Origin of the sequence: Rhizobium sp. SG570 (assembly GCF_012275345.1) — a bacterium.
Taxonomy (GTDB): Bacteria; Pseudomonadota; Alphaproteobacteria; order Rhizobiales; family Rhizobiaceae; genus Rhizobium; species Rhizobium lusitanum.
On record NZ_JAAZQI010000001.1, the window covers coordinates 629,592 to 655,586 of the forward strand.

The 25,995-nt window shown below is 60.3% G+C and carries 24 protein-coding genes; 8 read left to right on the forward strand and 16 right to left on the reverse strand.

The features are described 5' to 3' along the window. Positions 1-3: 3 nt before the first annotated feature. Positions 4-984: a polysaccharide deacetylase gene (locus FHT28_RS03050; protein WP_168595534.1), complete on the reverse strand. Its 981-nt coding sequence runs from the start codon at positions 982-984 to the stop codon at positions 4-6. Between the two features lie 177 nt (positions 985-1,161). On the opposite strand from FHT28_RS03050, the gene FHT28_RS03055 reads away from it, so the two are divergent. From FHT28_RS03055 to der, 3 genes are all read left to right on the forward strand, one after another. Next, the gene (locus tag FHT28_RS03055) at positions 1,162-1,743 is read left to right on the forward strand and encodes an NnrU family protein (RefSeq protein ID WP_168595535.1); all 582 of its coding nucleotides are present in this window, start codon (positions 1,162-1,164) and stop codon (positions 1,741-1,743) included. A 215-nt stretch (positions 1,744-1,958) separates the two neighbouring features. Continuing rightward, complete coding sequence (locus FHT28_RS03060; RefSeq protein WP_037194843.1) at positions 1,959-2,642, forward strand: tetratricopeptide repeat protein; 684 nt, start codon at positions 1,959-1,961, stop codon at positions 2,640-2,642. 15 nt (positions 2,643-2,657) lie between these two features. Further along, entirely contained in the window at positions 2,658-4,112 is a 1,455-nt protein-coding gene (der, locus tag FHT28_RS03065) for a ribosome biogenesis GTPase Der (protein ID WP_168595536.1), read from the forward strand. Positions 4,113-4,152: 40 nt separating this feature from the next. On the opposite strand, the gene FHT28_RS03070 is transcribed toward der, so the two are convergent. From FHT28_RS03070 to FHT28_RS03105, 8 genes are all read right to left on the reverse strand, one after another. Further along, on the reverse strand, positions 4,153-4,593 hold the full coding sequence (locus FHT28_RS03070; protein WP_037194841.1) for a MarR family transcriptional regulator: 441 nt from the start codon (positions 4,591-4,593) through the stop codon (positions 4,153-4,155). A 247-nt stretch (positions 4,594-4,840) separates the two neighbouring features. Next, positions 4,841-5,947, reverse strand: coding sequence for a glycosyltransferase family 1 protein (locus tag FHT28_RS03075; protein WP_168595537.1), 1,107 nt, complete (start codon positions 5,945-5,947; stop codon positions 4,841-4,843). A 124-nt stretch (positions 5,948-6,071) separates the two neighbouring features. Continuing rightward, a complete protein-coding gene (locus tag FHT28_RS03080) occupies positions 6,072-6,989 on the reverse strand; it encodes a sugar kinase (RefSeq protein ID WP_168595538.1) in 918 nt (305 codons plus the stop codon). Between the two features lie 94 nt (positions 6,990-7,083). Then, positions 7,084-8,070 (reverse strand): oligopeptide/dipeptide ABC transporter ATP-binding protein, encoded by a 987-nt coding sequence (locus FHT28_RS03085; RefSeq protein ID WP_168595539.1) that lies wholly within the window; start codon positions 8,068-8,070, stop codon positions 7,084-7,086. Continuing rightward, a complete protein-coding gene (locus FHT28_RS03090; protein WP_047638679.1) occupies positions 8,063-9,058 on the reverse strand; it encodes an ABC transporter ATP-binding protein in 996 nt (331 codons plus the stop codon). The genes FHT28_RS03085 and FHT28_RS03090 overlap by 8 nt, the downstream gene beginning before the upstream one ends. 1 nt (position 9,059) lies before the next feature. After that, positions 9,060-9,977, reverse strand: coding sequence for an ABC transporter permease subunit (locus FHT28_RS03095; protein WP_034504004.1), 918 nt, complete (start codon positions 9,975-9,977; stop codon positions 9,060-9,062). Further along, a complete protein-coding gene (locus FHT28_RS03100) occupies positions 9,974-10,897 on the reverse strand; it encodes an ABC transporter permease subunit (protein WP_047562602.1) in 924 nt (307 codons plus the stop codon). The genes FHT28_RS03095 and FHT28_RS03100 overlap by 4 nt, the downstream gene beginning before the upstream one ends. Positions 10,898-10,960: 63 nt before the next feature. Beyond that, the gene (locus FHT28_RS03105; RefSeq protein WP_092575785.1) at positions 10,961-12,541 is read right to left on the reverse strand and encodes a peptide ABC transporter substrate-binding protein; all 1,581 of its coding nucleotides are present in this window, start codon (positions 12,539-12,541) and stop codon (positions 10,961-10,963) included. Positions 12,542-12,833: 292 nt separating this feature from the next. Here FHT28_RS03105 and FHT28_RS03110 point away from each other — a divergent pair, with 292 nt between their 5' ends. Next, a complete protein-coding gene (locus tag FHT28_RS03110; protein WP_168595540.1) occupies positions 12,834-14,480 on the forward strand; it encodes an alpha-glucosidase family protein in 1,647 nt (548 codons plus the stop codon). On the opposite strand, the gene ade is transcribed toward FHT28_RS03110, so the two are convergent. From ade to FHT28_RS03145, 7 genes are all read right to left on the reverse strand, one after another. Then, positions 14,481-16,178 (reverse strand): adenine deaminase, encoded by a 1,698-nt coding sequence (gene ade / locus FHT28_RS03115; protein WP_168595541.1) that lies wholly within the window; start codon positions 16,176-16,178, stop codon positions 14,481-14,483. It abuts the gene before it with no gap. 94 nt (positions 16,179-16,272) lie between these two features. Beyond that, positions 16,273-17,601 (reverse strand): aspartate aminotransferase family protein, encoded by a 1,329-nt coding sequence (locus FHT28_RS03120; protein WP_168595542.1) that lies wholly within the window; start codon positions 17,599-17,601, stop codon positions 16,273-16,275. Positions 17,602-17,955: 354 nt separating this feature from the next. Further along, complete coding sequence (locus tag FHT28_RS03125; RefSeq protein WP_168595543.1) at positions 17,956-18,273, reverse strand: metalloregulator ArsR/SmtB family transcription factor; 318 nt, start codon at positions 18,271-18,273, stop codon at positions 17,956-17,958. 367 nt (positions 18,274-18,640) lie between these two features. Beyond that, on the reverse strand, positions 18,641-19,132 hold the full coding sequence (locus FHT28_RS03130) for a pyridoxamine 5'-phosphate oxidase family protein (protein WP_168595544.1): 492 nt from the start codon (positions 19,130-19,132) through the stop codon (positions 18,641-18,643). A 36-nt stretch (positions 19,133-19,168) separates the two neighbouring features. Then, a complete protein-coding gene (gene choV / locus FHT28_RS03135; protein ID WP_168595545.1) occupies positions 19,169-20,218 on the reverse strand; it encodes a choline ABC transporter ATP-binding protein in 1,050 nt (349 codons plus the stop codon). Then, entirely contained in the window at positions 20,215-21,060 is an 846-nt protein-coding gene (gene choW / locus FHT28_RS03140; RefSeq protein WP_037194817.1) for a choline ABC transporter permease subunit, read from the reverse strand. Before choW ends, choV begins: the two co-directional genes overlap by 4 nt. Positions 21,061-21,238: 178 nt before the next feature. Further along, a complete protein-coding gene (locus FHT28_RS03145; RefSeq protein WP_037194815.1) occupies positions 21,239-22,195 on the reverse strand; it encodes a choline ABC transporter substrate-binding protein in 957 nt (318 codons plus the stop codon). Positions 22,196-22,428: 233 nt separating this feature from the next. Between FHT28_RS03145 and FHT28_RS03150 the strand changes: the two genes are divergently transcribed. The 4 genes from FHT28_RS03150 to FHT28_RS03165 all read left to right on the forward strand — a co-directional run bounded on the left by FHT28_RS03150 (position 22,429) and on the right by FHT28_RS03165 (position 25,913). Continuing rightward, the gene (locus FHT28_RS03150) at positions 22,429-23,010 is read left to right on the forward strand and encodes a thymidine kinase (protein ID WP_168595546.1); all 582 of its coding nucleotides are present in this window, start codon (positions 22,429-22,431) and stop codon (positions 23,008-23,010) included. 85 nt (positions 23,011-23,095) lie between these two features. Beyond that, positions 23,096-23,482 carry a cytochrome c family protein gene (locus tag FHT28_RS03155; RefSeq protein WP_168595547.1) on the forward strand — a complete coding sequence of 129 codons (387 nt, stop codon included), beginning with the start codon at positions 23,096-23,098 and terminating at the stop codon, positions 23,480-23,482. A 70-nt stretch (positions 23,483-23,552) separates the two neighbouring features. Continuing rightward, a complete protein-coding gene (locus FHT28_RS03160; protein WP_168595548.1) occupies positions 23,553-24,575 on the forward strand; it encodes a hypothetical protein in 1,023 nt (340 codons plus the stop codon). A 231-nt stretch (positions 24,576-24,806) separates the two neighbouring features. Continuing rightward, positions 24,807-25,913 carry a DUF2333 family protein gene (locus tag FHT28_RS03165; RefSeq protein WP_246704792.1) on the forward strand — a complete coding sequence of 369 codons (1,107 nt, stop codon included), beginning with the start codon at positions 24,807-24,809 and terminating at the stop codon, positions 25,911-25,913. Positions 25,914-25,995: the final 82 nt, after the last annotated feature.

The window sequence follows — 25,995 nt, forward strand, 5'->3', positions numbered from 1 at the left end:
TCCTCACCCCTGCTGAGGCTTGCCTCGGGCCGCGATCAGCGGGATCGCTTCGGAATAGCTGACGCAGGCGACATCCTGCTTGTGGCAGACATCGCTGACGAAACGGTCGAGCGCGCGCCAATAGGCGCCGTCATTCATCTCGACGAAATGGAAGCCGAGCTGCAGCGGAATGCGCTCGCCATCATATTGCTTGTTGAAGGCCGCTTCGAACGCATCGAAGGTGCGGTCTTCATAGGTCTTCGCATTGGCCTTGTCCTCGGCGCCCTTGGAATGGCGGACGTAGAGATTGTAATCCATGCCGATGACCAGGCGATGCTCGGGGCCTTCCGGGATCAGCGGCAGCCCGAAGCGATAGAGACCGTCGACCACCTGCGGCAGGGCCGGACCCTTGGTGACGAGGCTGGCATCATACTGAAAGCCCATCTCTTTCTCGGCCGGCACCAGGCCGTCGCTGGTGGAGAGATAGGGCGCGCGAAATCCCTTGACGTCGTGCGTGGCGAAATCTTCCCAGCCCTGCGGCTCCTTGTCGGCGACGCCGACATTCTTCCAGGCATCACGAAGAGCGACGCGGGCATTCATGAACTCCTGCTTCCAGTCGGCAGCGCTCCATCCCTTGCCGTCGAAATGGCCGCAGGCATGGCTGGAAATATCGTGGCCTTCCAGATGGGCTCCCCAGATGTTGGCGATGCGCGTGCGCACATCGTCCTCGCTCTTGGCGAAGCCGACATTCGACTTGCCGGGCCGCTGCATCGGTCCCTGATAGGCCTTGGCCTGCGCCTTGTTCATCAGGAAGGTGCAGGACAGGAAATAGGTGAAATGCGCGCCGTTGCGCGAAGCGATTTCGCGGCTCTTGGTCCAGAGCGCAACGTCATGAGCGCCATCGAAGGAAATCATGACGAGTTGCTTGGGCTTTCCAGCGGCCTGGGCAGCGGCGGGCAGGGCAAGGGAAAGCGCAAGAGAGAGGCAGGAAATTGAGCGTAACATGGGCACCGACATTGCTTGATCGAGCATGGCTTGCCAAAGATCATCTGGCGATTTTAGACGGCATGCTCCGGGGTCGGTTCCTTCCTTTCGCGCAAATGCGGCGAAGCTGCGGTGATGCTGGCATTTTTTTGCAGCAGCCGATAAGGATGTGCCTACCGAACCGAAGGGGCTTCATTCATGGCATTGCTTATTCTCGGCATTGTTCTTTTTCTAGGCGTCCATCTGATCCGCGTCGTTGCTCCGGGCTTGCGAACGTCAATGATCGCGAGCATCGGCGAATCCGGCTGGAAGATCGCCTATTCGGTCGCGAGCATCCTGACACTGATCCTGCTCATCTATGGGTTTGGTCAGGCGCGCGACATGACGCCCATCTGGTCGCCGCCGTTCTGGATGAGCCATATCACCATCCTGCTGATGCTGTTTGCGATGATCTGTCTGGTCGCCTCGCTGCTGCCGGCGGGGCATATCGCGGTCAGGACAAAGCATCCGATGGTGCTTTCGGTGAAGATCTGGGCGCTGGCGCATCTGCTCTCCAACGGTGACGGCGCGGCGATCCTGCTGTTTGCCGCCTTTCTCGCCTGGGGCGTGATCCTGCGTATTTCGCTGAAACGCCGTCAGCGCGCCGGGGAAATCACGCTGCGCCCGTTCGTCTCGGCGAAATACGATCTCTATGCGATCATCATCGGCGTCATCGTCTGGGCATTGATCATTTGGCGGCTTCATGCATGGATTATCGGGGTTTCGCCGCTGGTTATGTGACGATTTCTGCCATTCCCCCTTACATCAGCCGCAAAATGGAGTAGAAGGCCCCACTAGAGCCGGATGATTTTTAGGTCGAATAGACCTAAAATCCGAATCCGCTCCAGCATCATGGAAGTAGAGCATGATGTCGCCCGAAAACCGCTCGCACTTTTCGGCATCATGCTCTAACCCCTAAGCTCTTTGGAATGATTTGGCCTGGGCCGGAGACGAGAATGGCATTCAATGACGACAGCTTCATCCGTGAGGTGAACGAGGAACTGCGCTCGGACCAATTGCGGTTCGTATGGCGCCGTTTTGGCCGGCTCATCATTGGGGGAGCGGTGCTCATCGTTCTCGGTACCGCGGCCTATAGCGGCTATCGCTATTGGGCGGGCAATCAGGCCGGCAGCGGTGGCGATCAGTTCCTAGCGGCGCTGACCCTGGCCGACCAGAACAAGACGGACGAAGCCCTTGCCGCGCTGACGGCCATCGAGAAGAACGGCCCAGGTTCCTATCCGTTGCTGGCGCGTCTGCGCGCGGCGACGCTGCAGGCGCAGAAGGGTGACACGGCAAGCGCAATCGCCGCTTTCTCGGCTATCGGCAAGGAAGCGGACATTCCGGTCGTCGTCCGCGATGCGGCGCGCCTGCGCGCAGCCTATCTGCTTGTCGACACCGGCACCTACGATCAGGTTGCGGCCGAAGCGCAGGAGCTGGCCGTGCCGGCCGATGCCTTCCGGCATTCGGCGCGTGACGTTCTGGGTCTTGCCGCCTACAAGGCCGGCGATCTCGCCAAGGCCCGGCAGTGGTTCCAGGCGATCGTCGACGATCCGCAGAGCCCGCGCAACGTTGCCAACCGCGCGCAAATGTTGCTCGATCTCATCACGGCAACCGGCAAAGCTCCGGTCGCCAACGGCTGAAGGACGGATCGCTAAATGAGTTTCACGGTCGCGATCGTCGGTCGCCCGAATGTCGGCAAGTCCACACTTTTCAACCGTCTGGTTGGCAAGAAGCTGGCGCTCGTCGACGATACGCCGGGCGTCACGCGTGACCGTCGTCCCGGCGATGCCAAGCTGATCGATCTTCGCTTCCGCATCGTCGACACGGCCGGTCTCGAAGAAGCCGACGAAGAGACGCTCGAAGGCCGCATGCGCGCCCAGACCGAGCAGGCGATCGATGAGGCCGACCTGACGCTGTTCGTCGTCGACGCCAAGATGGGCTTGACGCATGTCGACAAGACGCTGGCCGAAATGCTGCGCAAGCGCGGCCGGCCTGTCGTGCTCGTCGCCAACAAATCCGAAGCCCGCGGTTCCGACGGCGGCTTCTACGATGCCTACACGCTCGGCCTTGGCGAGCCTTGCCCAATCTCGGCCGAACACGGCCAGGGCATGATGGATCTTCGCGACGCGATCATCGACGCGATCGGCCATGAGCGCGCCTTTCCGGAGACGGACGACGAAGCGGAAACGAATGTCAGCATTCCCCGCCCGGCTGTCGGCGAGGATGGCGAGGAGATCGAAGAGGAGCCCGTCTATGACGAGACGCGGCCGCTGCGCATCGCGATCGTCGGTCGCCCGAATGCCGGCAAGTCGACGCTGATCAATCGTTTCCTCGGCGAAGACCGGCTGCTGACCGGTCCGGAAGCCGGCATTACCCGCGATTCCATCTCCGTCGACTGGAGCTGGCGCGGTCGCACCGTAAAGATGTTCGACACCGCCGGCATGCGTCGCAAAGCCAGGGTCACTGAGAAGCTTGAAAAGCTCTCGGTTGCCGACGCGCTGCGCGCCATTCGCTTTGCCGAGACCGTGGTTATCGTCTTCGATGCGACCATCCCCTTCGAGAAGCAGGATCTACAGATCGTCGATCTCGTCATTCGCGAAGGCCGAGCCGCAGTCATCGCCTTCAACAAGTGGGACATGATCGAGGATCGCCAGGCCGTGCTTGCCGATCTGCGCGAAAAGACCGACCGGCTGCTGCCGCAGGCGCGCGGCATCCGCGCCATACCGATTGCCGGTCAGACGGGCGACGGCCTGGATCGGTTGATGCAGGCAATCGTCGATACAGACAAGGTCTGGAACAAGCGCATAGCCACCGCCAAGCTCAATCGCTGGCTGGAGACACAGCAGGTTCAGCATCCGCCACCGGCTGTTTCCGGACGGCGCATCAAGCTGAAGTACATGACGCAGGTGAAGGCGCGCCCGCCAGCCTTCATGATTTCCTGCACGCGCTCGGATGCGCTGCCGGAATCCTATGTGCGTTATCTGATCAATGGTCTGCGCGCGGATTTCGCCATGCCCGGCGTGCCGATCCGCATCCATTTCCGCACGTCGGAAAATCCTTTCGAAAACAAGAAGAACAATCCTTACGAAAGTAAGAGGAAGCGGTTCTGACACGCCTTGCCTTGCCGCAATGTAAGCAGGGCGTGTTCGATCAGGCTGCGTTCTTGTTCAGCGCCTCGCGCAATGTGGTGATCTCCGCCTTCAATCGCATCAGTTCATCCAGCGTCTTGTCAGAGGCGTCGAGAATGCAGGCGGGAATGCTCGCCGCCTTCTTCTCCAGGGCGACGCCTTCGCTGGTCAAATGGATCAGCACCTGACGCTCGTCTTCCTTACTGCGGATGCGCTGAATGAAGCCCGCAGCTTCCAGGCGCTTCAACAGTGGCGTCAGCGTGCTCGATTCGAGGAACAGCTTTTCGCCGATGCGGCCGACCGTCTGGCCATCCTCTTCCCACAGCGTCACCATGACGAGATATTGCGGGTAGGTGAGATTGAGCGCGTCGAGCATGGGTTTATAGAGCCGGTTCATGGCATGATTCGCCGAATAGAGGGCGAAGCAGATGAAGGTGTCCAGTTTCAACGGGTCGTGCGCCATCTCTCATACTCCCTGGGGAATAGCATCTAAATCGTGCGATAAATAATCGTACATCTAAAAGCGCGCGACGGCTATGGATTTCTTGTGCTTTTCGGAAAACCAACCCGCGAGAGGTAAACTCTAGAGCACTTCGGCCGCCATTCGGACCCGACACGCTCATGCCCGCTGCCGCGCATATGCGTGCCGCTACCAATTATCTGGAGATGGGTTTGAAGAATTCAATATCGAGCCTGGCCGTGGCGCGGGCTCAATCCCTGCCCATCCTCATCCGGCCACGATGGTTGGCAATGCGGACATTGCCGATGAATTGGGCGGTGGCGGCCTCCCAGGAATAGTTGAGCGCCACGGTACGCGCTGCTTCGCGTGAGCAGGACAGCGCGGCAAGGCAGGCTTTCGCCAGATCTGTATCCACCACGCCAGCCGGCTCGTTGCCGCCGAGAATGTCGGCCGGGCCAGTGACAGGGTAGGCGGCGACCGGAACGCCGCTCGCCAAAGCTTCCAGAATGGCATTGCCGAACGTATCGGTTTTCGACGGGAAGACGAAGACGTCGGCCTGAGAATAGGCATGCGCCAACTCCTCACCGAACTTCGCGCCCAGAAAATGCACATCCGGATAGAGCTTCTGCAGTTCCGCGCGCGCGGGTCCATCGCCGATGACCACTTTCGATCCCGGCAGATCGAGATCGAGGAAGGCCGGCAGGTTCTTTTCGAGAGCGACGCGACCGACGGTCATGAAGATCGGGCGGGGCAGGCCGAAGGGATTGTCTTCGAGCGGTTGCGGCCGAAAGAGCGTCGAATCGATGCCGCGGCTCCAGGGCAGCAGATTATGGATACCGCGCTGCTTGAGCTCGTTGGCGAGGCTCGGCGTTGCCACCATGCAGCCGAAACCGGCATTGTGAAACCATTTGACGAAGGCATAGAGCCAGCTTTGCGGTATCGGCAGGCGCGCCGAGACATATTCGGGAAACCGGGTGTGATAGCTGGTCGAAAACGGCATGCCGTTTCTGAGGCACCAGCGCCGTGCAGTGAGCCCGAGCGGACCTTCCGTGGCGATATGCACATAGGTGGGCCGGAGCGCTTCGATCCTGCCGGCGATCTTGCGATAGCTGGCAATCGAAAGCCGGATTTCCGGATAGGTCGGGCAGGGGATGTTGCGAAAGCCGTCCGGCGTGATCATCGACACTTCGACACCCATGCGCGCCAGTTCGCGATTGGTGTTCTCGATCGAGCGGACGACGCCGTTCACCTGCGGATGCCAGGCATCGCTGACGATGAGCAGCCGCTCCGGCACGGCGACCGGCGTCGCTGCTTGGTCCCATATGGTGTGATCGATGTCTGACAATCGCTGTAACATGCCCAAAACTGCCCATCCGCGCCGCATCCTCATGATGACGGTGCAAGCCGATTGCGGTGCTTCAAACATGATTCCCGCGCCCACCTTATTGTGGGGGGTGTCCATGATGGAAATATTACAGTGGTTATCTGGCGGTTTTCAGCTTCTTGGGCGAGACGAGGGCGCCGTATTCCTGAATGACCTTCGCGGCGATTTCGGCGGCGAAGGCGGCAGCGGCGAGCGGATCGTCATGCTGCAAGTAATGGGCGAGAAACGCGCCGTTGAAGCTGTCGCCGGCGCTGGTGGTATCGACGACCTTGTCGACCTTGACCGCAGGCACGAGCGTTTCATTGGCGTCGGTGCCGACGGTGGCGCCTTCGGGGCCGTTCTTGACGACGACCATATCGGCTCCGTACTGCCGGTATCGACGGATGGTGCCCGCAATCGAGTCGTCGCCGAAATGCGCGGCTTCGTCATCGAAGCTCGGCATCACGACGGTCGAGGCGCGCGCGCCGTCCGTGATCATGGTGTGCATGGCATCCAGGCTGGACCACAGGCGCGGGCGCAGGTTGGGGTCGAAGGCCACCGGCTTGCCGGCGGCCTTGGCGCGGCGGAGCTCAGCCAGCAGCGTATAGGCATCCTCGCGCGGCAGGATCGCCAGCGTAATGCCCGAAAAATATAGCACGTCCGACGCTTCTATCGCGGTGCGCAGCGCATCGCCATCTGCCGCGAGAAGGCGGGCTGCCGAACTGTCGCGCCAATAGCTGAAGGAGCGTTCGCCATTCTTCAGGTTGATCATGTAGAGGCCCGGCGTCTTGCCGCGCAGGCGGCGGATATCCGCGGTGCCGATGTCGGCGCCGCGCATGAAGGCGACCATTTCGTCCGACATGGCGTCATCGCCGAGCGTGGTGAAATAATCGACGGACCAATCGGCAGGCAGGCAGGCGCGAGCATACCAGGCGGTGTTGAAGGTGTCGCCGGCGAAACCCTTGCGCAGGTGTCCGTCGTCGGCCTGCGACAACTCCACCATGCATTCGCCGATCGATAGAAAACGCCCGCCCAAGACTTCCTCCTGCATTTTTGCCTTGCTGCTGAATACGCGCAAGCAGCCGCTTGGGCAAGGTGGACGGCGGCTGCCGCCGTCTACCTTTGAGGCCTTACGGCCGGTCCATGTGATAGCAGGCGGCCGTCTGGCCGGGGCGCACCTGCTCGGTCGGCGGCATCTTCGTGCGGCATATGTCCGTCGCCTTCCAGCAGCGTGGCGAGAAGACGCAACCCGGCGGTGGATTGAGCGGTGAGGGCGGATCGCCCTGCAGGCGGATGCGCTCACGGCGACGCGCCAGCTTCGGATCCGGGATGGGTGCCGCCGAGAACAGCGCCTGTGTATAGGGATGGGCCGGATGGTCGAAGACTGTCGCGGCTTCGCCGGCTTCCACCACCTTTCCGAGATAGAGCACCAGCACGTCGTCCGAGATCAGGCGCACGACGGAAAGATCGTGGCTGATGAAGATCAGCGTCAGGCCGAACTCCTTGCGCAGACGGCGCAAGAGCGTGATGACCTGCCCTTGGATCGAAACGTCCAGCGCCGAGACCGGCTCGTCGCAGATGATCAGCTTCGGCCGGGTGATGACGGCGCGGGCAATGCCGATGCGCTGAGCCTGGCCCCCCGAAAACTCATGCGGATAGCGGTTGATCATCTCGGGCACCAGGCCGACCGCCGCCATGATCTCGCGGACGCGATCCTGTCTTTGGGCTCTTGTCAGTTTCGGCTCGAACACGGTGAGCGGCTCGGCGATGATATCGCCGACCGTCATGCGCGGATCGAGCGAAGCGATCGGGTCCTGGAAGATGATCTGCATGTCGCGACGAGCGGCACGCATCTCCTCGTCAGTGAGATCGAGAAGATTGCCGCCTTGCCACATGATGCGGCCCTTCTGCGCCCGGATCAGCCGCAGGATGGAGCGGCCGAGCGTCGACTTGCCGCAGCCCGATTCGCCGACGATGCCGAGCGTGCGCCCAGTCTTCAGTTCGAAGCTGACATCGTTGACCGCCGTCAGGATCATCGGTGGCTTGAAGAAGGTTTTCGACGGCAGTTCGAATTCGGTGGTCAGATGCTCGACCTTCAGAAGCGCTTGCTCAGCCATGGACGAAGCTCCGTTCCTGATTAGCCGAAAGGGGATGGAAGCAGGCCGCACAGCGCTGCGGCGCCAATTGATCGAGCGGCGGCGGCGCATCGATACAGTCGTCCTCCACATGGGCGCAACGTGGCGAGAAGGCACAGCCGCGCGGCAGGTGCATCAGGTTCGGCGGCCGGCCGGGGATGACGGCGAGATCGTCGACATCCTGGTCAGGCCGCGGGATCGAGGCGTGAAGCGCCGCTGTGTAAGGATGGGCCGGGTTTTCGAACAGTTCGTCGACCGGCGCTTCCTCGACGATGCGGCCGGCATACATGACGGCGACACGGTCGGCGAGGCCGGCCACGACGCCGAGGTCATGGGTAATCATGACGAGCGCGGTGTGCATTTCGGCCGTCAACTCATTGAAAAGATCGAGAATCTGCGCCTGGATGGTAACGTCGAGCGCGGTTGTCGGCTCGTCGGCGATCAGAAGCTTCGGCTTGGTGAGCAGCGCCATGGCGATGACGATGCGCTGACGCATGCCGCCCGAAAGCTCGTGTGGATAAAGGTTGAAGCGCCGCGTCGGGTCGGGAATGCCGACACGTTTCAGCATGTCCAGCGCCGTAGTCGATGCCGCCCGTGCCGACAAGCCGCCGTGGACTTCCAACTGCTCAGTCAACTGCCGGGAGATGCGCAACGACGGATTGAGGGCCGTCATCGGGTCCTGGAAGACCATCGCCACATCCTTGCCGCGCACGTGATCGAGTTCACGCGGCTTCAGTTTCAGGATGTCCTTGCCATCGAGCAGCGCCTGACCGCTGGTGCGGCCGTTCTTGGCGAGCAGGCCCATCAGGCCGAGGAAGGTCTGGCTCTTGCCGGAACCGGATTCGCCGACGACAGCGACGCGTTCGCCGCGGCCGATCTTCAGATTCAGTTTCGAGACGGCGGCGACCTCGCCTTCCGGTGTGCGGAAGGTGATCGAGTAATCTTTGAGTTCAAGAAGCGTGTCTGTCATATCAGCGATCCTTCGGATCGAAAGCGTCGCGCAAACCATCGCCGATGAAGAGCAGGCTCATCAGCAGCGCGACCAGGAAGCCGGCGGGGAAAAACAGTATCCAGGGCGTCGTTTCCATGCCGGCCGAGCCCTCGGCGATCAGCGTGCCGAGCGATGTCAGCGGTTCCTGCACGCCGAAGCCGAGATAGGACAGGAAGCTTTCCGTGGCGATGATCTCCGGAATGGTGAGCGTCGCGTAGATGACGACCGGACCGACGAGGTTCGGGACGATGTGCTTGAGGATGATCTTGAACGACCGCTGGCCCGAGGCGCGGGCGGCTTCGATGAATTCCCGCTGCTTGATGGATAGTGTCTGTCCGCGCACGATGCGGGCCATGGTCAGCCATTCGAGCGCGCCGATTGCCGCGAACAGCAGATAGACGTTGCGGCCGAAGATCACCATCAGCAGGATGACGAAGAGGACGTAGGGCAGCGCGTACATGATATCGACGAAACGCATCATGATGGCATCGACGCGACCGCCGAAATAACCGGAAACAGCGCCGTAAAGCACGCCGATGAGCACCGAGACGAGGGTTGCCACGAGGGCGACGGTCAACGAAACGCGCGTGCCGTAGAGCGTGCGCGCCAGCAGGTCGCGGCCATTGCCATCCGTGCCGAAATAGTGGCCGGCGGCGAAATCCGGGGGACCTCGGAAGGAGGTCCAGTCCGGATCCTCGTAGTTGAAGGGAAGGAAGCTCGGGCCGAAAATGGCGATGAGGACCAGCAGCGCCAGCACGATCAGCGACAGTGCCGCCGCCTTGTTGCGCAGCAGGCGACGCATCGCATCGCCGCTGAGGGAGCGCCCCTTGGGCGCGAGCCCTTCTGCCGAAAGCAGTTCCGCTTCCAACAGTTCTCTCTTGGCTGAATTGAGGATCATCGCATTCTCACTTTCGGATCGAGCCAGGCATAGGCGATGTCGACCAGCAGATTGAGGACCACGATCAGGACCATGTAGAAAATGACGGTGCCGAGGACCATGCCGTAATCACGATTAAGCGCCGCGCCGACGAAGTAGCGGCCGACACCGGGAAGGCCGAAGATGCTTTCCACGACCAACGAACCGGTGAGGAGATAACTTGCCGCCGGCCCGAGATAGGAGACGACGGGCATCATGGCCGGTTTCAATGCATGGCGCATCACGGTGAGCCTGGGGCCGATACCCTTGGCCTTGGCGGTGCGGATGAAATTCTGGCTCATCACCTCGATCATCGAGCCGCGCATCAGGCGGGAGATGCGCGCCGCGTGCGGCAGGGTCAGAACGATGATGGGAAGGACCAGAAACCGGACCGAACCATCGCCCCAGCCGCCGACGGGCAGCCAGCCGAGTTCGTTGCCGAAGACAAGCTGGAGGATCGGGGCAATGAGGAAGCTCGGCATGACCAAGCCGATAAGCAGACCTCCGCCCAGCCAGTAGTCGGCGCTGCGGTTCTGATACAGCGCCCCAAGACAGCCGATGAAAACGCCGATGATGGTGGCGAGCACGAAGGCGGAGCCGCCGATCGTCAGCGTATAGGGAAATCCCGACATGATCTGCTGGGTGACGGTGAAGTCCTGATTGGCGAAGGAGGGGCCGAGGTCGCCCTTCATGACATCGCCGACATAGATCAGGTATTGCTCGACCAGCGGCTTATCCAGATTGTAGTGGGCCGCGAGGTTGGCTTTGACTTCCGGCGGCAATGGCCGTTCGCCATCGAAGGGGCCGCCGGGAGCGAGGCGCAGAATGAAAAAGCACACTGTCACGGCAATCCACAGTACGGGGATTGTCGACAGCAGACGACGGAGAGCGTAGCGAAACATGGGTGCGTTGAGGCCCCGCCCGGCAAGAGCGGGCAGGGCCTTTTCCTATCTATTCTTTGGGACCTATTCTTTGACGGACAGCCAGCGCGTGCGGTGAATGTCCTGAATATTGTCGACGAAGCCCTGCACCTTCGGGGCGACGATGTTCTGCGAAACGTAGTAGTAGATCGGGATCGCGGCGCTATCGTCGAGGGCGAGCTGCTCGGCCTTCTTATAGATCTCGGCGCGCTTCTTCAGATCGATCTCTTCGTTGCCCTGCTTGATCAGAGCGTCGTAGTCCGGATTGCTCCAGCGGCCATAGTTCATTTCGACGCCGGTCGACAGCAGGTTCAGGAAGTTGATCGGATCGTTGTAGTCGGCGAGCCAGCCCGCACGGCCGATTTCCACCTGGCCGCGCTGCATTTCATCGTAATGCACCTTGGTTTCGGTGTTGTAGAGCTCGATATCGACGCCGAGCGGCTTCCACATGGCGGCGATCGCGACGGCGATGCGCTTGTGGTTGTCGTTGGTGTTGTAGCGCAGCTGCGCCTTCAGCGGATGGTCAGGACCGAAGCCTGCTTCCTTCAACAGCTTCTTGGCCTCTTCGACCTTCTGCTTGTAAGGCTCATCCTTCCAGCTGACATAGGCCGGCTCGCCATAATTGGCCGTGCCCGGCGGTACCCAGGAATACATCGGCAGTTCGCCGGTACCCAGAATCTTCGGGCCGATGACCTCGCGGTTGACGGCCATCGAGAGGGCCTGGCGGACGCGCTTGTCGTTGAAGGGCGGCTTGGTGGCGTTCAGGACGTAATAGTAGGTGCCGAGGAACGGAACCACATGCGCCTGGCCCGGAAGGTTCTTCTGGATCCACTCATACTGATCGGCGGGGAACGAGGTCAGAATATCGAATTCGCCGGCGCGATAGCGCTTGAGGGCGGCAGACTGATCTTCCAGCGTATAGAAGTTCACCTTGTCGATCTTCACGTCCTTGGCGTCATAGTACTGGTCGTTCTTGACGTTGCTGACATGCGAGCCGGGCACCCATTCGACCGGCTTGTAAGGGCCGTTGGTGACAATGTTTTCGACCTTGACCCAGCTATCGCCCTTCGCTTCGACGACATGCTTCGGCAGCGGATAGGCCGTGTAGTGCATCAAGGCGTTGAGGAAGTAAGGGGTCGGATTTTCGAGCGTGATTTCCAGCGTCTTGTCGTCGATCGCCTTGACGCCGAGCTGGGTCAGATCCTTGATCTCGCCCTTGTTGATCTTTTCCGCGTTCTTGATCGTGTATTGCAGGTAGGCGTATTGGGCGGCGGTCTTCGGGTCCATCAGACGCTGGAAAGCAAAGACGAAGTCCTGAGCGGTGACAGGCGTGCCGTCGGACCACTTGATGCCGTCGCGCAACTTGAAGGTATAGACCTTCTGGTCGGCGGAAATGGTCCAGCTCGCGGCCTGGCCGGGAATGGGGTTGTCCTTGGGATCTTCGGTCACCAAGCCTTCAAAAATATCGCCGTCGATACGGTTTTCCCAGTCGCCCGAAATTTTTTGCGGATCGAGCGACGTGGGGTCGCCGCCGTTGTGGATATTGAGGGTCGCGGCATGAGCGGAGAGGCTCAATATCGTGCTGACGAACGCCGTCGCGATAAATCTTCTGGCCAAATGAGACATATGTTTTCCCACCTTTCTGGAGTTATTGTCCTTGTTTTACAAGGATATTTTTGATCCCGCAGGTGACCCGTACGTGCAGATCAATGTCGGAAGTTATCCAAAGCGGCGTCGCATTCAAGCCCCAAAAAGACGCACAGGCTTTGCGTGTGGGCATCCATGTTGATAATTCGCTAAAATTGATGCTGCGAATTTATGCTTCCGGCCTCGGGTTCGCGCCTCCGCCCGATTGCGGCTTGCCGCCTGCGGCCGAGTATGCAAATTGAAAGTCCGTGTGCGATATCGAGGCGGTTGGATGAAATCGACAAGGAAGGCGGCGGGAGCCGACTGGTGGCGCGGCGCCGTGATCTATCAGGTCTACCCGCGATCTTTTCAGGATACGGATGCCAACGGGCTTGGCGACATCAAGGGGATCACCCGCCGCCTGCCTCATATTGCCGCACTCGGGGTCGATGCGATCTGGCTGGCACCGTTCTTCACCTCGCCGATGGCGGATATGGGCTACGATGTCGCCGACTATTGCGACGTCGATCCGATTTTCGGCACGCTTGACGATTTCGACGAGATGATGGCGGCAGCGCATGCGCTGGGGCTCAAGGTCATCATCGATCAGGTCATCTCGCATACGTCGGACCGGCATCCCTGGTTCGCGGAGAGCCGGGCAAGCCGCGACAATCCCAAGGCCGATTGGTATGTGTGGGCCGATCCGAAACCGGATGGCACGGCGCCGAACAACTGGCTTTCGATCTTCGGCGGGCCAGGCTGGGAATGGGACGGCGTGCGCCGGCAATATTACCAGCACAACTTCCTGACCTCGCAACCGGACCTGAACTTCCATAATCCCGAAGTTCAGGACGCAGTGCTGGCGGCCGTGAAATTCTGGCTCGACCGCGGCGTCGACGGCTTCCGCCTGGATACGGTCAACTACTATTTCTGCGACAAGGAGCTGCGCGACAATCCGCCGGCGCTCGTTGCAACGGGTGGCCTGGACGCGCCGGAGAGCAATCCCTACGGCATGCAGAACCATCTCTATGACAAGACCCAGCCGGAGAATATCGGCTTCCTGAAGCGGTTCCGTGCGCTGCTCGATCAATATGAGGATCGCGCGACGGTCGGCGAGGTGGGCGATGGCGCCCGTTCGCTGCAGACGGTGGCGGCCTATACCAGCGGCGGCGACAAGCTGCACATGTGCTATACGTTCGACCTGCTGGGGCCGGATTTTACCCCGGCGCATTTCCGCCGTTGCGTCGGCGATTTTCAGGATAACGTCGTCGACGGCTGGGTCTGCTGGGCCTTTTCCAATCACGATGTGCAACGCCATGTCAGCCGCTTCGCGCTGACGGAGGAAGAGCAGCCGCGCGTCGCCAAGCTTGCGATTTCGCTACTCTCGACGCTGCGCGGCTCGATCTGCCTGTATCAGGGGGAGGAGTTGGGTCTGCCGGAGGCGGAGCTTGCCTTCGAGGATCTGCGCGATCCCTATGGCATTCGCTTCTGGCCGGCCTTCAAGGGGCGTGACGGATGCCGCACGCCGATGCCCTGGGAAGCGAGCCGTGCCCATGCCGGGTTTACGACCGCCGAGAAATCCTGGCTGCCGGTGCCTTACCAGCATGCGTCCCTTGCCGTGGACAAGCAGGAGGCGGACGAGGATTCCGTGCTGCATCACTATCGGCAGACACTGGCCTTCCGGAGGGAATATGCCGCCTTGCGCGACGGCGATATGACCTTCCTCGACACTGAGGAAGATGTTCTCGCCTTCACGCGCTCGAAGGATGGCGAGACGCTGCTTTTCGTCTTCAATCTGTCCCGCAAGCCGGTGAAGGTCGCCCTGCCGGAGGGCATCAAGCTGGCAAAGACCATTGCCATGCCGGGTTTCGGAACGGGCGACGCCGGAGCGGCGGTGACACTCGCTGCTCTCGACGTCTATTGCGGCCAACTCGCCTGATCAGCTGATCAGCATGAACTTGTCGACATCGACCAGACCTTTATCCGATATCTTCAGGTGCGGGATGACGGGCAGCGGCAGGAAAGCGAGCTGCAGGAAGGGCTCTTCCAGCGTCGCGCCGAGAGCGTAGGCCGCTTGGCGCAAGTGGTGGAGCGTGTCGCGGACGCTTTCATAGGGTTCGAGGCTCATGAGGCCGGCGATGGGCAGGGCGATCTCGCCGGTGACGACACCGTTCTCGACGACCACGAAGCCGCCGTTGATATCGCTGAGGCGATTGGCGGCGAGCGCCATGTCATCCTCGTCGACGCCGACGACGCAGATATTGTGGCTGTCATGACCGACCGTGGAGGCGATCGCGCCCTTCTTCAGCCCGAAGCCCTGAACGAAGCCGTTGGCATGATTGCCATTCTTGCCGTGCCGTTCGATGACGGCGACCTTGATGATATCGTTGCCGAGGTCGATATCGGTCTGGTTGCCCTTGGCGGGCAGGCGATAGCGGCGATGTTCGGTGATGATCTTGCCGGGGGTGACGCCGATGACGGAGCTTTCGCCCTCGCTGACCGGCACACCGAAGTCGGCGGCGTTGATCGGGCGGGCCTTGACGCTGTCGAGGCCGACGGGAGCGATGAGCTTGCGGCTGGCGAAGAGCTCGGCCGTGACGCGGCGGCCGGCGGAGAAGACGGTCTCGGCCTTGCAGCTCTCCAGGCTGTCGATGATGACGAGATCGGCGCGCCAGCCGGGCGCCACCAGACCGCGGTCCCGCAGGCCGAAAGCACGCGCCGCCGAAATCGAAGCGGCGCGATAGATGGCCAGCGGCTCGACGCCATGTGCGATCGCGGTGCGGATCATGTAGTCCAGATGGCCTTGCTCGGCGATATCAAGGGGATTGCGATCGTCGGTGCAGAGTGCGAGATGGGGCGACAGGCGCTCGGTGATGATAGGCATCAGCGCATGCAGGTCCTTGGAGACCGAACCTTCGCGCACAAGCACCTGCATGCCCTTGCGGATCTTCTCCAGCGCCTCCTCGGCAGTGGTCGATTCATGCTCCGTGCGGATGCCGGCAGCGAGGTAGCCGTTGAGATCATTACCGCGCAGCAACGGCGCATGGCCGTCGATATGGCCGCCCTGGAAGGCCTCAAGCTTTGCCGTGCAGATGGGATCCTTGTGGATCACGCCGGGGAAGTTCATGAACTCGGCAAGGCCGATCACCTTCGGGTGGTCGCGGAAGGGCAGCAGCTTTTCGATCGGCAGATCGGCGCCGGAGGTTTCCAGATGCGTAGCCGGTACACAGGAGGAAAGCTGGACGCGGATATCCATGATGGTTTCAAGCGAACTGTCCAGGAAATACTGGATGCCCTCGGTGCCGAGCACATTGGCGATTTCATGGGGATCGCAAATGACCGTCGTCACGCCATAAGGCAGGACGCAGCGATCGAATTCATGCGGGGTCACCAGCGAGGATTCGATATGGAGATGCGTATCGATGAAACCAGGGACGACGATGCGGCCCGATATGTCGATCTCTTCGCGCCCCTGATAATCGCCGCAGGTGCCGACGATCCGGTCGCCGCAAATGGCGATATCAGAGGCAACAAGCTCTCCCGTCACCAGATCGAAAAACCGCCCGCCCTTCAGCACGATATCCGCTGGCTCTCGGCCCACGCCCTGGTCGATATAGCGTTCGAGTTTGGTGGTCATGTTCATTCCTCGCATATGGATCGCCCCTCATGCCCAACCATTCTGCTTGTGCAAAAAGGGGCGTGAGGGGCGCAGAAGTGACTGAGCCTATGCCTCAGATATTATTCTGCAAGATCTCGCGAAGCTTGCCGAACAGCTCGTCGATGTGATGCTTTTCGATGATCAGCGGCGGCGAGAGCGCGATGATGTCGCCGGTGGTGCGGATCAGCAGGCCCTTTTCATAGGCCTTGAGGAAAGCTGTGAAGGCACGCTTGGTGGGCTCGCCGGCGATCGGGTCGAGCTCGATCGCGCCGATCAGGCCGGTATTTCTGATATCGATGACGTTCGGGCAGTCCTTCAGCGAATGCAGCGCGTCGGCCCAGTAGTCGGAGAGCTCGGCTGCGCGCGTCAGCAGGCCTTCTTCCTTGTAGGTGTCGAGCGTGGCAAGCGCGGCGGCGGATGCGATCGGGTTGCCCGAATAGGTGTAGCCGTGGAAGAATTCGATCATGTGCTCGGGGCCCTGCATGAAAGCGTCATGGATCTCCGAGGTGACGAAAACAGCACCCATCGGAATGACGCCGTTGGTCAGGCCCTTGGCCGTGGTGATGATATCCGGTTTGACATCGTAATATTGGGCAGCAAAGGGAGTGCCGAGGCGGCCGAAGCCGGTGATGACTTCGTCGAAGATCAGCAGGATGCCGTGCTTGGTGCAGATTTCACGCAGCTTCTGCAGATAGCCCTTCGGCGGGATCAGCACGCCGGTGGAGCCGGCAACCGGCTCGACGATGACCGCAGCGATGGTGGAGGCGTCGTGTAGCGTGACAATACGCTCCAACTCGCTGGCAATATCGCCGCCATGCTCGGGCTCGCCACGCGTGAAGGCATTCTTGCCGGGAACGTGCGTGTGCGGCATATGGTCGATACCAGTCAGAAGCGTGCCGAACATCTTGCGGTTGGTGACGATGCCGCCGACGGAGATGCCGCCGAAATTGACGCCGTGATAGCCGCGCTCACGGCCGATGAGACGGAAGCGCGAGCCGTTGCCCTTCACGCGGTGATAAGCGAGCGCAATCTTCAGGGCTGTTTCGACCGATTCCGAACCGGAGTTTGTGTAGAGGACATGGTCCATGCCTTCGGGGGCGAGGTCCACCAGCCGGTTTGCCAGTTCGAATGCCTTGGGGTGGCCGAGCTGGAAGGCGGGCGCATAATCGAGCTCGCCGGCCTGCTGGGCAATGGCCTCGGTGATCTTCGGGCGGCAGTGCCCGGCGTTTACGCACCATAGCCCCGCGGTTCCATCCAGAACCTGTCGGCCATCATGGGTGGTGTAGTACATGTCTTTGGCGCTGACGAAGAGGCGCGGTTCCTTCTTGAACTGACGGTTGGCCGTAAACGGCATCCAGAATGCGCGCAAATCATTAGGGGTGGCATTCAAACGGTCCGACATGCTGTTCTCCAACGGCCATTCGGGGGCCATTTCCCGATCGCGGCGTTACGCTGCGTGATGATATTTACTGCCTGGTCAAATTATCAATCGGCCTCTTGGCGTCAAGGCAAAGATGGCGTCGGGAAAGGGGAGGGATTCTATGTAGAGGCCGCGTCTGTGGGTCGAGTTGACAGCGTCGGGCCGCCTGTCCACCGAAGGAGCATTGCTCGAACATGCGCGAAAAAGCTGGCAAATCCAAAGATTTGCCAGCTGAAAAAGTTAAACATGTGGTGATGAAAGCAAGTCGATCTTCAAGGTTCGAAAGCATCGCGCCCATGGATCGTTCGTCGGCAGACTTGGAGCTGGTTACAACTCCTAAGCAGCCGATCTACTTTTTTCAGGTTCACAATAAATATCTTCCAGCGTTTCGAGAACTCGAATAACCGATTCCGATGTGCTGGAGTAATAAATGGTTTGAGCATCACGGCGTGTTTTCACCAGCTTCTGAGCACGCAGCTTCGAAAGGTGCTGGGAAAGTGCAGATTGGCTCAGTCCGACCTGAGTGGCCAAAACGCCAACAGGAACTTCGCCCTTAACAAGACTGCAAAGGATCAAAAGGCGCTTTGGGTTCGCCATTGCTGATAGTAACGCTGCCGCAACACTGGAGTGTTCGGCCAAATTTCTTGTCTTCATGTTTTAAACTTCCTAATGTGGAGCGTACATCAGAAATTGTGCTATTTCTAAACCGGTCCAACCCGATATCTAACAATACCAATATGGGCCGAAGATTGTATATACCTAAATTTAAGGTATCGAGTATGCTATTTTAGGCATGTATATATGATGGCGACAACATGGGAGAGGGGTTGTCTGTTCCCTGCCTGAAGCGCCAATTACCCCAAAATAGGTCGATTCTTGACAACTCCAGGCCATAAATATGCCGATTTTCGTGAGAATTTCTTTGCAACCTACCAGTAATGGTCTCTGCTACGCCAGGGTGTCAGGCTACTAATTCTCGCACTATTGTATGCTCTTACTGCGTCGGCGATTTGTTTTCGGCTTAAAGAATCACAAGGTCCTCAGAGGACAAAATGTAGGCCCTTCCAAAGCCGCCGTTCAGGCTGGCGTCGAGTGGAATAAGGCGAAAAAAGCAGAAATCCGGGAAGTCGATATAGCGTTTCGATTTTGGATGGCGCTCGAGAAAACGCCCACGGATGCGCTCGTGCGCGTCACTTTGACGGTCGACGCGCTCGGCACTGCATCGAACAGTGAGGCGAGGATGGGCAAGGGGATCGCCTTTGCCGGGCTCACCGAAGAGAGCGGATGCACGCGCATCTTTCAGTAGCGCCCTGGTATGTGTCGCCAGACCCGAAACGAGGATGACCGGCACGCCATCAGCATCATCGGCGATCAGAACGCGGCTGACCGAGGGAAAACCGGTTTCCGGATCGATGACGGCCAGCGCCGCGTGGGCGGCCTTGTGCATGAGGGTGCGCGCCTGGTTGCGCGCATCCTCGTCTGTTTCCATGGTGACCGATGGCTTGTCGTTCATGAACTGCTCCGTGGATCGAGGAGCAGCCGTGAACGGCTACTCCTTTCGCCGGTGGCTGGTGAGGCCGGCCACGACGTCTTGCGCCGAGATCGTTCCGATAATCGTGCCGTTGTCAACAACGCCGATATTGCCCGGCTGGCGTGTCAGCGCGTCGAGGATATCGACAAGCGGCGTGGTGGCGTTCGCCGTCGCGGTGACCGAGCCGCCGGCCGCCGAGTGCGCGATGCCCCGTTGCATGACGTCCTGTGCTGTCAGCATGCTGATCGGGTTCATGTGCTGCACGAAGTCCGCAACATACTGATCGGCCGGATTCTTGACGATTTCCTGCGGTGTTCCGCACTGGATTATGTGCCCGCTCTCCATGATGGCGATGCGGTTGCCGATGCGAAACGCCTCGTCCAGATCGTGGCTGACGAACAGGATCGTGCGCTTGAGGCGGCGCTGGAATTCCAGGAGTTCGTCCTGCAGGCGGGTGCGGATCAGCGGGTCGAGCGCCGAGAACGGCTCGTCCATGAGCAGGATCGGCGCGCCCGTGGCGAAGGCGCGGGCGAGGCCGACACGCTGCTGCATGCCGCCCGAGAGTTCGTTGACCTTGCGGCTTGCCCATTGCGTGAGATTGACGAGCTGAAGCTGTTCATCGACACGCTTCTTGCGTTCCGCTTCCGGCACGCCGGCAAGCTCGAGGCCGAAGCCGACGTTGTCGGCAACCGTGCGCCACGGCAATAGAGCGAACTGCTGGAACACCATGGAGACGGTGTGCATGCGCAGGTCCCGCAGCGCCTTGGGGCTGCAGGTGTAAGGGTTGACGGGACCGCTCTTCGAGTTGACGACGACATCGCCGCGCACGACCGGCGCAAGGCCGTTGACGGCGCGCAGCAGCGTCGATTTTCCCGAGCCAGAGAGGCCCATGAGCACGAGGATCTCGCCTTCCTCGATCTCGAGCGTCGCGTTGGCGACGCCGAGTACCATGCCCGTTGCCTTGCCGATCTCATCGCGCGACTTGCCTTCGTCGGCGAGTTTCAGCGCCGTGTCCGGACGGTCGCCGAAGATGATGCTGACATTGTTGAATCCGACAGCGACGGTCATGAGCGATCTCCTTCGCCGGGGGCACGGAACATGCGGTCGAGAATGATCGCCAGGATGACGATGCAGGCGCCGGAATCGAAGCTCTTGCCGACATTGACGCTGTTCAGCGCGCGAAGAACCGGCACGCCGAGGCCAGGGGCGCCGACAAGAGCTGCGATGGAGACCATCGAGAGCGACAGCATGATGGTCTGCGTCAGGCCGGCCATGATCTGCGGCGCGGCGAAAGGCAGTTCGATCTTACGGAGCACCTGCTGCGGCGTCGCACCGAAGGCTTCGGCCGCCTCTACGAGAGAGGGCGGCGTCGAGATGATGCCGAGGCGTGTCATGCGGATCGAGGCGGGAATGGCGAAGACGACGGTCGCGACGAGACCCGGCACCATGCCGAGGCCGAGCAGGATCATCGCCGGCACCAGATAGACGAAGGTCGGGATGGTCTGCATCAGGTCGAGGATCGGCCGCATAATGGCATAGAGCCAGGGACGTCGCGCCGCGGCGATGCCGAGCGGGACGCCGACCAGCATGCAGGCGAAAGTGGAAGCCAGAACCAGCGCAAGCGTCTCGGTCGTCTCTTTCCAGTAACCCTGGTTGATGGTGATGAGCAGGCCGATGAAGGTGAGAGCGGTGACTGCAACGCTTCGGCGCATCCAGTAGGCGACAGCGGCGAAAAAGACGACGACGATCAGCGGATGCGGCGCCTGCAGGAGGAACAGCAGCGCATTGATCCCATGCGCGACGACGAAGGAAAGGCCGTCGAAGAACCATGTGAAATTGGTCGTCAGCCAATCGACGGCGGCTTTGGCCCATGGACCAATGGGGATGCGAAAATCGGTTAACCAGTTCACGTCTTTGCCCACTATTGGGGCGGCGAACCCGGACGTCTTGGGTCGTTCCGGATAGGGCCGCCGGAGAATAACGGCCTATGGCGCCACATGGGGCGTTGCCCGATGCGCGGCGCAATAGGAGGGGAGCAGTCCCATGGAAGAGAAAGGGGCGGTTGAGCCGCCCCTTATCCCCCCGATGTTACAGGCCGAACTTGGCCTTTACCGCTGCAAGCCCGTCACCGCCGTCCTTGGTGGTGACGCCGGCGAGCCAGGGGGTGACTGCGGCCGGATTGGCCTTCAGCCATTCCGTTGCAGCGACTTCCGGATCCTTGCCGTCGTTCAGGATCTTGCCCATGATTTCGTTTTCCATCGGCAGCGAGAAGACGAGATTTTTGACGAAGGCGCCGACGTTCGGGCATTGCTGCAGATAGCCGGCCCGAACGTTGGTGTAGACGGTCGCACCGCCGAAGTTCGGTCCGAAGACGTCGTCACCGCCGGTGAGATAGGTCATCTTATAGGTGGTGTTCATGGGATGCGGCGCCCAGCCGAGGAAGATGATCGGCTTACCATCCTTGTCGGCGCGGGAGACCTGGGCGAGCATGCCCTGCTCGGAGGATTCGACCACCTCGAAGCCCTTTAGGCCGAAGGAGTTCTTGTCGACCATGTCGATAACCAGGCGGTTGCCGTCGTTACCCGGCTCGATGCCATAGATCTTGCCGTCAAGTTCGTCCTTGTGAGCAGCGATATCCTTGAAGTCCTTGATGCCGAGGGCCGCACCCTTTTCGTTCGTCGCCAGCGTGTATTTGGCGCCTTCCAGGTTGGCGCGGACGGTTTCGACCGATTTGTCCGCGGCGAACGGCTTGATGTTCTCGGCCATGGAGGGCATCCAGTTGCCGAGGAAGACGTCGATATCCTTGTTTTTCAACGATTGGTAGGTCACCGGCACGGCCAGCACCTTGACGTCGGTGTCGTAGCCGAGCGCCTTCAGAAGTATGGAGGCGGTTGCCGTGGTGGAGGTGATATCAGTCCAGCCCACGTCGGCGAAATGTACGGTGCTACAGCTGGCCGCCTCGGCGGCGGAGACGGCTGAAGCGCCGAATGTCAGTGCCGAGAGAGCTGAAGCGAAGGCAAATGCGGTAAAGGTCATTTTTATCATTGCGTGACTCCCAGTCTACGTTCCCAAGCAATCACCAATAACTGACATTTTCAAGCAACCACAGTGTATTTGCGCCGGTTTGGAGGGGCTGATTGCGACGCATGCATTTTTCCCGTCGAGTTTAACAGGTCGATGCCCTGTTGCGTGAATCCCTACTTAATTCCTGTGGTTTTCGGCGGAGGCGTCTTTCCTTCTTGCGTCAGCGCTTTCATGAAGCGTTCAAGGAGAACGTCATGGCCAAGCTCTATTTCCATTATTCGACGATGAATGCCGGTAAATCGACCATGCTGCTGCAGGCTGCCTACAACTATCAGGAACGCGGCATGCGCACGGCAGCCTTCATCGCGGCGCTGGATGATCGCGCGGGCCGTGGCAAGATAGCGTCCCGCATCGGCTTGACGATGGACGCCATACCGTTCGAGGCTACGGACGATCTCTATGCAATGGTCGAAGGAATGCATGCCGACGAACCGTTGGCTTGTGTCTTCCTTGACGAAGCGCAATTCCTGTCGCGTGAGCAAGTGTGGCAGCTCGCCCATATCGTCGATCGCCTGGGTCTGCCTGTTATGGCCTATGGGTTGCGCACGGATTTTCACGGGAGATTATTTCCGGGTTCGCAGGAGTTGCTGACCATTGCTGATGAGCTGCGTGAAGTGCGGACGATTTGTCATTGCGGGCGCAAGGCGACAATGGTGGTGCGACTGGATTCGGCTGGGGGAGTGGTGCGCGAAGGCGCCCAGATCGAGATCGGCGGTGGCAACAAATATGTCTCGCTATGCCGCCATCATTGGGAAGAGGCGATATCGGGCGAGTGACGTGGTCATGCCTCTCCATCATCTGGCAGGCGTTTCTGAAGCAGCCCACCGTCCTGTTGACGGGAATGACGGATCGGGAGGAAGGATGAAACTGCTCTGTCTGACATTGGCATTCGTCGTTTTCGCCTTTGCCTCCGCGGCCAGTGCGGATGGCGATGCGGTTGCGGGCGCTATCGTTTTCAGGAAATGCGGAGCCTGCCATACGGCAACCGCACCCGAGAACCGTGTCGGACCGTCGCTGATGGGCGTTGTCGGTCGTCCGGTCGCCAGCGTGCCGGACTATCAATATTCGCCCGCGATGACAGCGTTCGGAGCCGGCGGCAAGGTCTGGGACGAAGCTTTGCTGCGGAAATACCTGCCGAGCCCGCAGTTCCTGGTCAAAGGCACCAGGATGACGTTTCCCGGCCTGAAGAACGAAAGGGATCTCGACAATCTGATCGCCTATCTGAAGAATCCCGCTACGGCCCAATAGGTTTGTTCGGCATTTTCTTTGCAGACGGAAGCGGTTAGTCTCGCCTTAAAGGCAATTGAGAGACGCTTTCATGGTCAGGCCTCATTCCTTCGAGGGCGCAATCGACAAACTGCGCATCACGCTAGGCGATGCCATCAATGGCGTGAACGCAGCCGTGACCCTGCTGGCCGGCCATTCGAAGGGCGGGGGGCGTGCGGAAGCCGTCAATTTCCCGGTAGAAGAAGCGCTGGTGCGCGAGACCGTCGAGTTGCTGGACCGCTGGAAATTCCTTGGCCTGTCGCTGGTGAAGGAGCTGGATCTCACAACAGCTCAGGCAGATTTGCAGCATCGGCGGCTGTACGACGAGAAGGCCGGTCTCGAAAAGCCCGGCTTGCTGAGCAGAAGGCTGGGGCACGGTCAGGTAAAGCCGGAGACCATCATCACCGGTCTCGACGCGGTCTTGGATGCCTCGGCCACGCTTGATCTTTTGTTCAAGCGGGCTCGCCCCGCTCTGTCGCAATCCTTCCACGATTGCGAGATGCATCTGGAGGGCGTGATCGAGCGGCGGCAGAGGCTTGATTTCGACATAGAGGAAGTACGGCGTCAGGCCGATGCCGTGGCGGTGAAGACCAACGATCACCGCCGCAATCTTTCTCCAGCGCGTGTTCGCGATTTGCAATCCGAGCCGGAGGCGACCTACCGTGAATTGCTCCTCGAGCAGGATAGCCTTCGGGAGAAAGAAAGGGTCCTGCAGCCGGGTCGAACAGCGCACCAGCGCCTCATCGACGTTTATGAGGGGCTGGCGGGCGCTCTGAATGCCGAGATCGCTGCCGTGAACGCCATGGCGGGCAAGCTCTCGGTCGATATCGAACAGCGTATCGCCCTGTTGAAGGCGCTGGCGTCGGAGATCGATTCGCCATTGCCCGCAGTTGCGCGCTCGGCGCCGGTTGCGCGGCTGATCGAGGCCTTCGAGATGAACGTGCTGGCGGGACATGATCTGGCGGCGCGCAAGGCGCGCGCGGACAGCGTATTCACCAGGCGATTGGAGCCTCATCTTCTGCCTGTGCCGGTGGATGCGAATGACGTTTCCGATGAAGCGCAACCACAGGATTGATTGCTGTCCGGAGTCGAAATATCGGTGCAGACGGTTGTTGTTTTCCCCAGGAACACATATTTGCTGGAACGCGAATGGCGATAAGGCCTTATAGTGCGGAAATCGAAAAGGATTTTCGGAAAGGCCGGTGCGCGGATTCAGTGTAGTGCGTCCTTCGCGTGTCGGCGGGATGCGCGGTGTGGTTTAGGAGACGTGTCCATGCTTGACTCGATCACAGCACTTTTCAGGCGAATGGTTGGCGCCATTGCGCGGTGGCTGGGATTGGTCTTCGTCTGGATCACCTGGCCGCTTCTCGCGGCACATGGCTGGTATCGGCAGCGCAACTGGCTGATCAAGCTGCCGGTCGTCGCTTTCGTGACGCTGCTGGCACTTCTCTACATCTATTTCATCTGGCAGACGCAGATCTGGACAGGTTTCAATCCCGCTTATCCCGACGTCTACAAGTTTTCGGACCGCAAGCTCTCTGCCGGGCAGGAGCTTCCAGCACCAAGCGGACAACAAGCCGCCGCCGGCGCGCCGAAGACCTGCCAAACCTCGGCAATCGTCGATGTTGCTGCAGATCTTACCGATTTCAACGTCAACCAGAATGCCTGGATCTCCTCGATGGTGCTCTACAAGCTGGGGCTCTTCGGTATGTCATGGGACGACACGCCTTTTCTGGACAACAAGGCCTCCTTCCAACGGGGCGTAAACTCTGTGGTTCGCCGTACTTCGGCGGAACTGGTTGACACGATCGGCCGCGTGCGTGGGACGTCCGGCATCAACAGCGACCTGCAGAAGGCACGCGGCAACTTGCAGTTCGACGAGTCGAGTTGGTATTTCGGGCTGCATCCGTTCGGGCCGAAGACACCGACGCCGAGCTACTATCGCGCGGCAATTGCCAACCTGCGCAGCTTCAATGCCGATCTTGGCACCTGCAAGGCGCTTTTCGACGGACGCGCTGACAATCTCCTGCAGTTTGTCGACCACATCGCGAACGACCTTGGCAGCACGGCGGACATATTGGCAAAGCGAGCCGCAGATCACAGCTACGGCTGGTTGGATACGCGTGCGGACGATCGCTTCTGGTTCGCTTACGGTCAGCTTTACGCCACTTACGGCATTCTGAGCGCGGCCGGCGCAGATTTTCAACAGGTCATAGCCGAGCGCAATGTCGGTACGCTTTGGACCGGCACCATAACGCAGTTGCAAGCAGCGTTGCGTATCCAGCCCGCCATCATATCCAATGGACCTGAGGACAGCTCATTCATGCCGAGCCATCTGGCGACGATGGGCTTCCATATTCTGCGCGTGCGTTCGAGCCTGGTTGAAATCCGCACGGTTCTTGGCGGCCGCTAAGCATGGCGTCGGCACTTCGCTGAGCTTGTAACGGATAGATGACCCTCATCGATCGAAGATCGGCAAGGGCTGAATCTGCTTG

Excerpts from the sequence above, each read along its gene's own strand:
- FHT28_RS03050 (WP_168595534.1), bottom strand. The coding sequence starts at position 984 with ATGTTACGCTCAATTTCCTGCCTCTCTCTTGCGCTTTCCCTTGCCCTG.
- FHT28_RS03055 (WP_168595535.1), top strand. The coding sequence starts at position 1,162 with ATGGCATTGCTTATTCTCGGCATTGTTCTTTTTCTAGGCGTCCATCTG.
- FHT28_RS03060 (WP_037194843.1), top strand. The coding sequence starts at position 1,959 with ATGGCATTCAATGACGACAGCTTCATCCGTGAGGTGAACGAGGAACTG.
- der (WP_168595536.1), top strand. The coding sequence starts at position 2,658 with ATGAGTTTCACGGTCGCGATCGTCGGTCGCCCGAATGTCGGCAAGTCC.
- FHT28_RS03070 (WP_037194841.1), bottom strand. The coding sequence starts at position 4,593 with ATGGCGCACGACCCGTTGAAACTGGACACCTTCATCTGCTTCGCCCTC.
- FHT28_RS03075 (WP_168595537.1), bottom strand. The coding sequence starts at position 5,947 with ATGTTACAGCGATTGTCAGACATCGATCACACCATATGGGACCAAGCA.
- FHT28_RS03085 (WP_168595539.1), bottom strand. The coding sequence starts at position 8,070 with ATGGCTGAGCAAGCGCTTCTGAAGGTCGAGCATCTGACCACCGAATTC.
- FHT28_RS03090 (WP_047638679.1), bottom strand. The coding sequence starts at position 9,058 with ATGACAGACACGCTTCTTGAACTCAAAGATTACTCGATCACCTTCCGC.
- FHT28_RS03095 (WP_034504004.1), bottom strand. The coding sequence starts at position 9,977 with ATGATCCTCAATTCAGCCAAGAGAGAACTGTTGGAAGCGGAACTGCTT.
- FHT28_RS03100 (WP_047562602.1), bottom strand. The coding sequence starts at position 10,897 with ATGTTTCGCTACGCTCTCCGTCGTCTGCTGTCGACAATCCCCGTACTG.
- FHT28_RS03105 (WP_092575785.1), bottom strand. The coding sequence starts at position 12,541 with ATGTCTCATTTGGCCAGAAGATTTATCGCGACGGCGTTCGTCAGCACG.
- FHT28_RS03110 (WP_168595540.1), top strand. The coding sequence starts at position 12,834 with ATGAAATCGACAAGGAAGGCGGCGGGAGCCGACTGGTGGCGCGGCGCC.
- ade (WP_168595541.1), bottom strand. The coding sequence starts at position 16,178 with ATGACCACCAAACTCGAACGCTATATCGACCAGGGCGTGGGCCGAGAG.
- FHT28_RS03120 (WP_168595542.1), bottom strand. The coding sequence starts at position 17,601 with ATGTCGGACCGTTTGAATGCCACCCCTAATGATTTGCGCGCATTCTGG.
- FHT28_RS03125 (WP_168595543.1), bottom strand. The coding sequence starts at position 18,273 with ATGAAGACAAGAAATTTGGCCGAACACTCCAGTGTTGCGGCAGCGTTA.
- FHT28_RS03130 (WP_168595544.1), bottom strand. The coding sequence starts at position 19,132 with ATGAACGACAAGCCATCGGTCACCATGGAAACAGACGAGGATGCGCGC.
- choV (WP_168595545.1), bottom strand. The coding sequence starts at position 20,218 with ATGACCGTCGCTGTCGGATTCAACAATGTCAGCATCATCTTCGGCGAC.
- FHT28_RS03145 (WP_037194815.1), bottom strand. The coding sequence starts at position 22,195 with ATGATAAAAATGACCTTTACCGCATTTGCCTTCGCTTCAGCTCTCTCG.
- FHT28_RS03150 (WP_168595546.1), top strand. The coding sequence starts at position 22,429 with ATGGCCAAGCTCTATTTCCATTATTCGACGATGAATGCCGGTAAATCG.
- FHT28_RS03155 (WP_168595547.1), top strand. The coding sequence starts at position 23,096 with ATGAAACTGCTCTGTCTGACATTGGCATTCGTCGTTTTCGCCTTTGCC.
- FHT28_RS03160 (WP_168595548.1), top strand. The coding sequence starts at position 23,553 with ATGGTCAGGCCTCATTCCTTCGAGGGCGCAATCGACAAACTGCGCATC.
- FHT28_RS03165 (WP_246704792.1), top strand. The coding sequence starts at position 24,807 with ATGGTTGGCGCCATTGCGCGGTGGCTGGGATTGGTCTTCGTCTGGATC.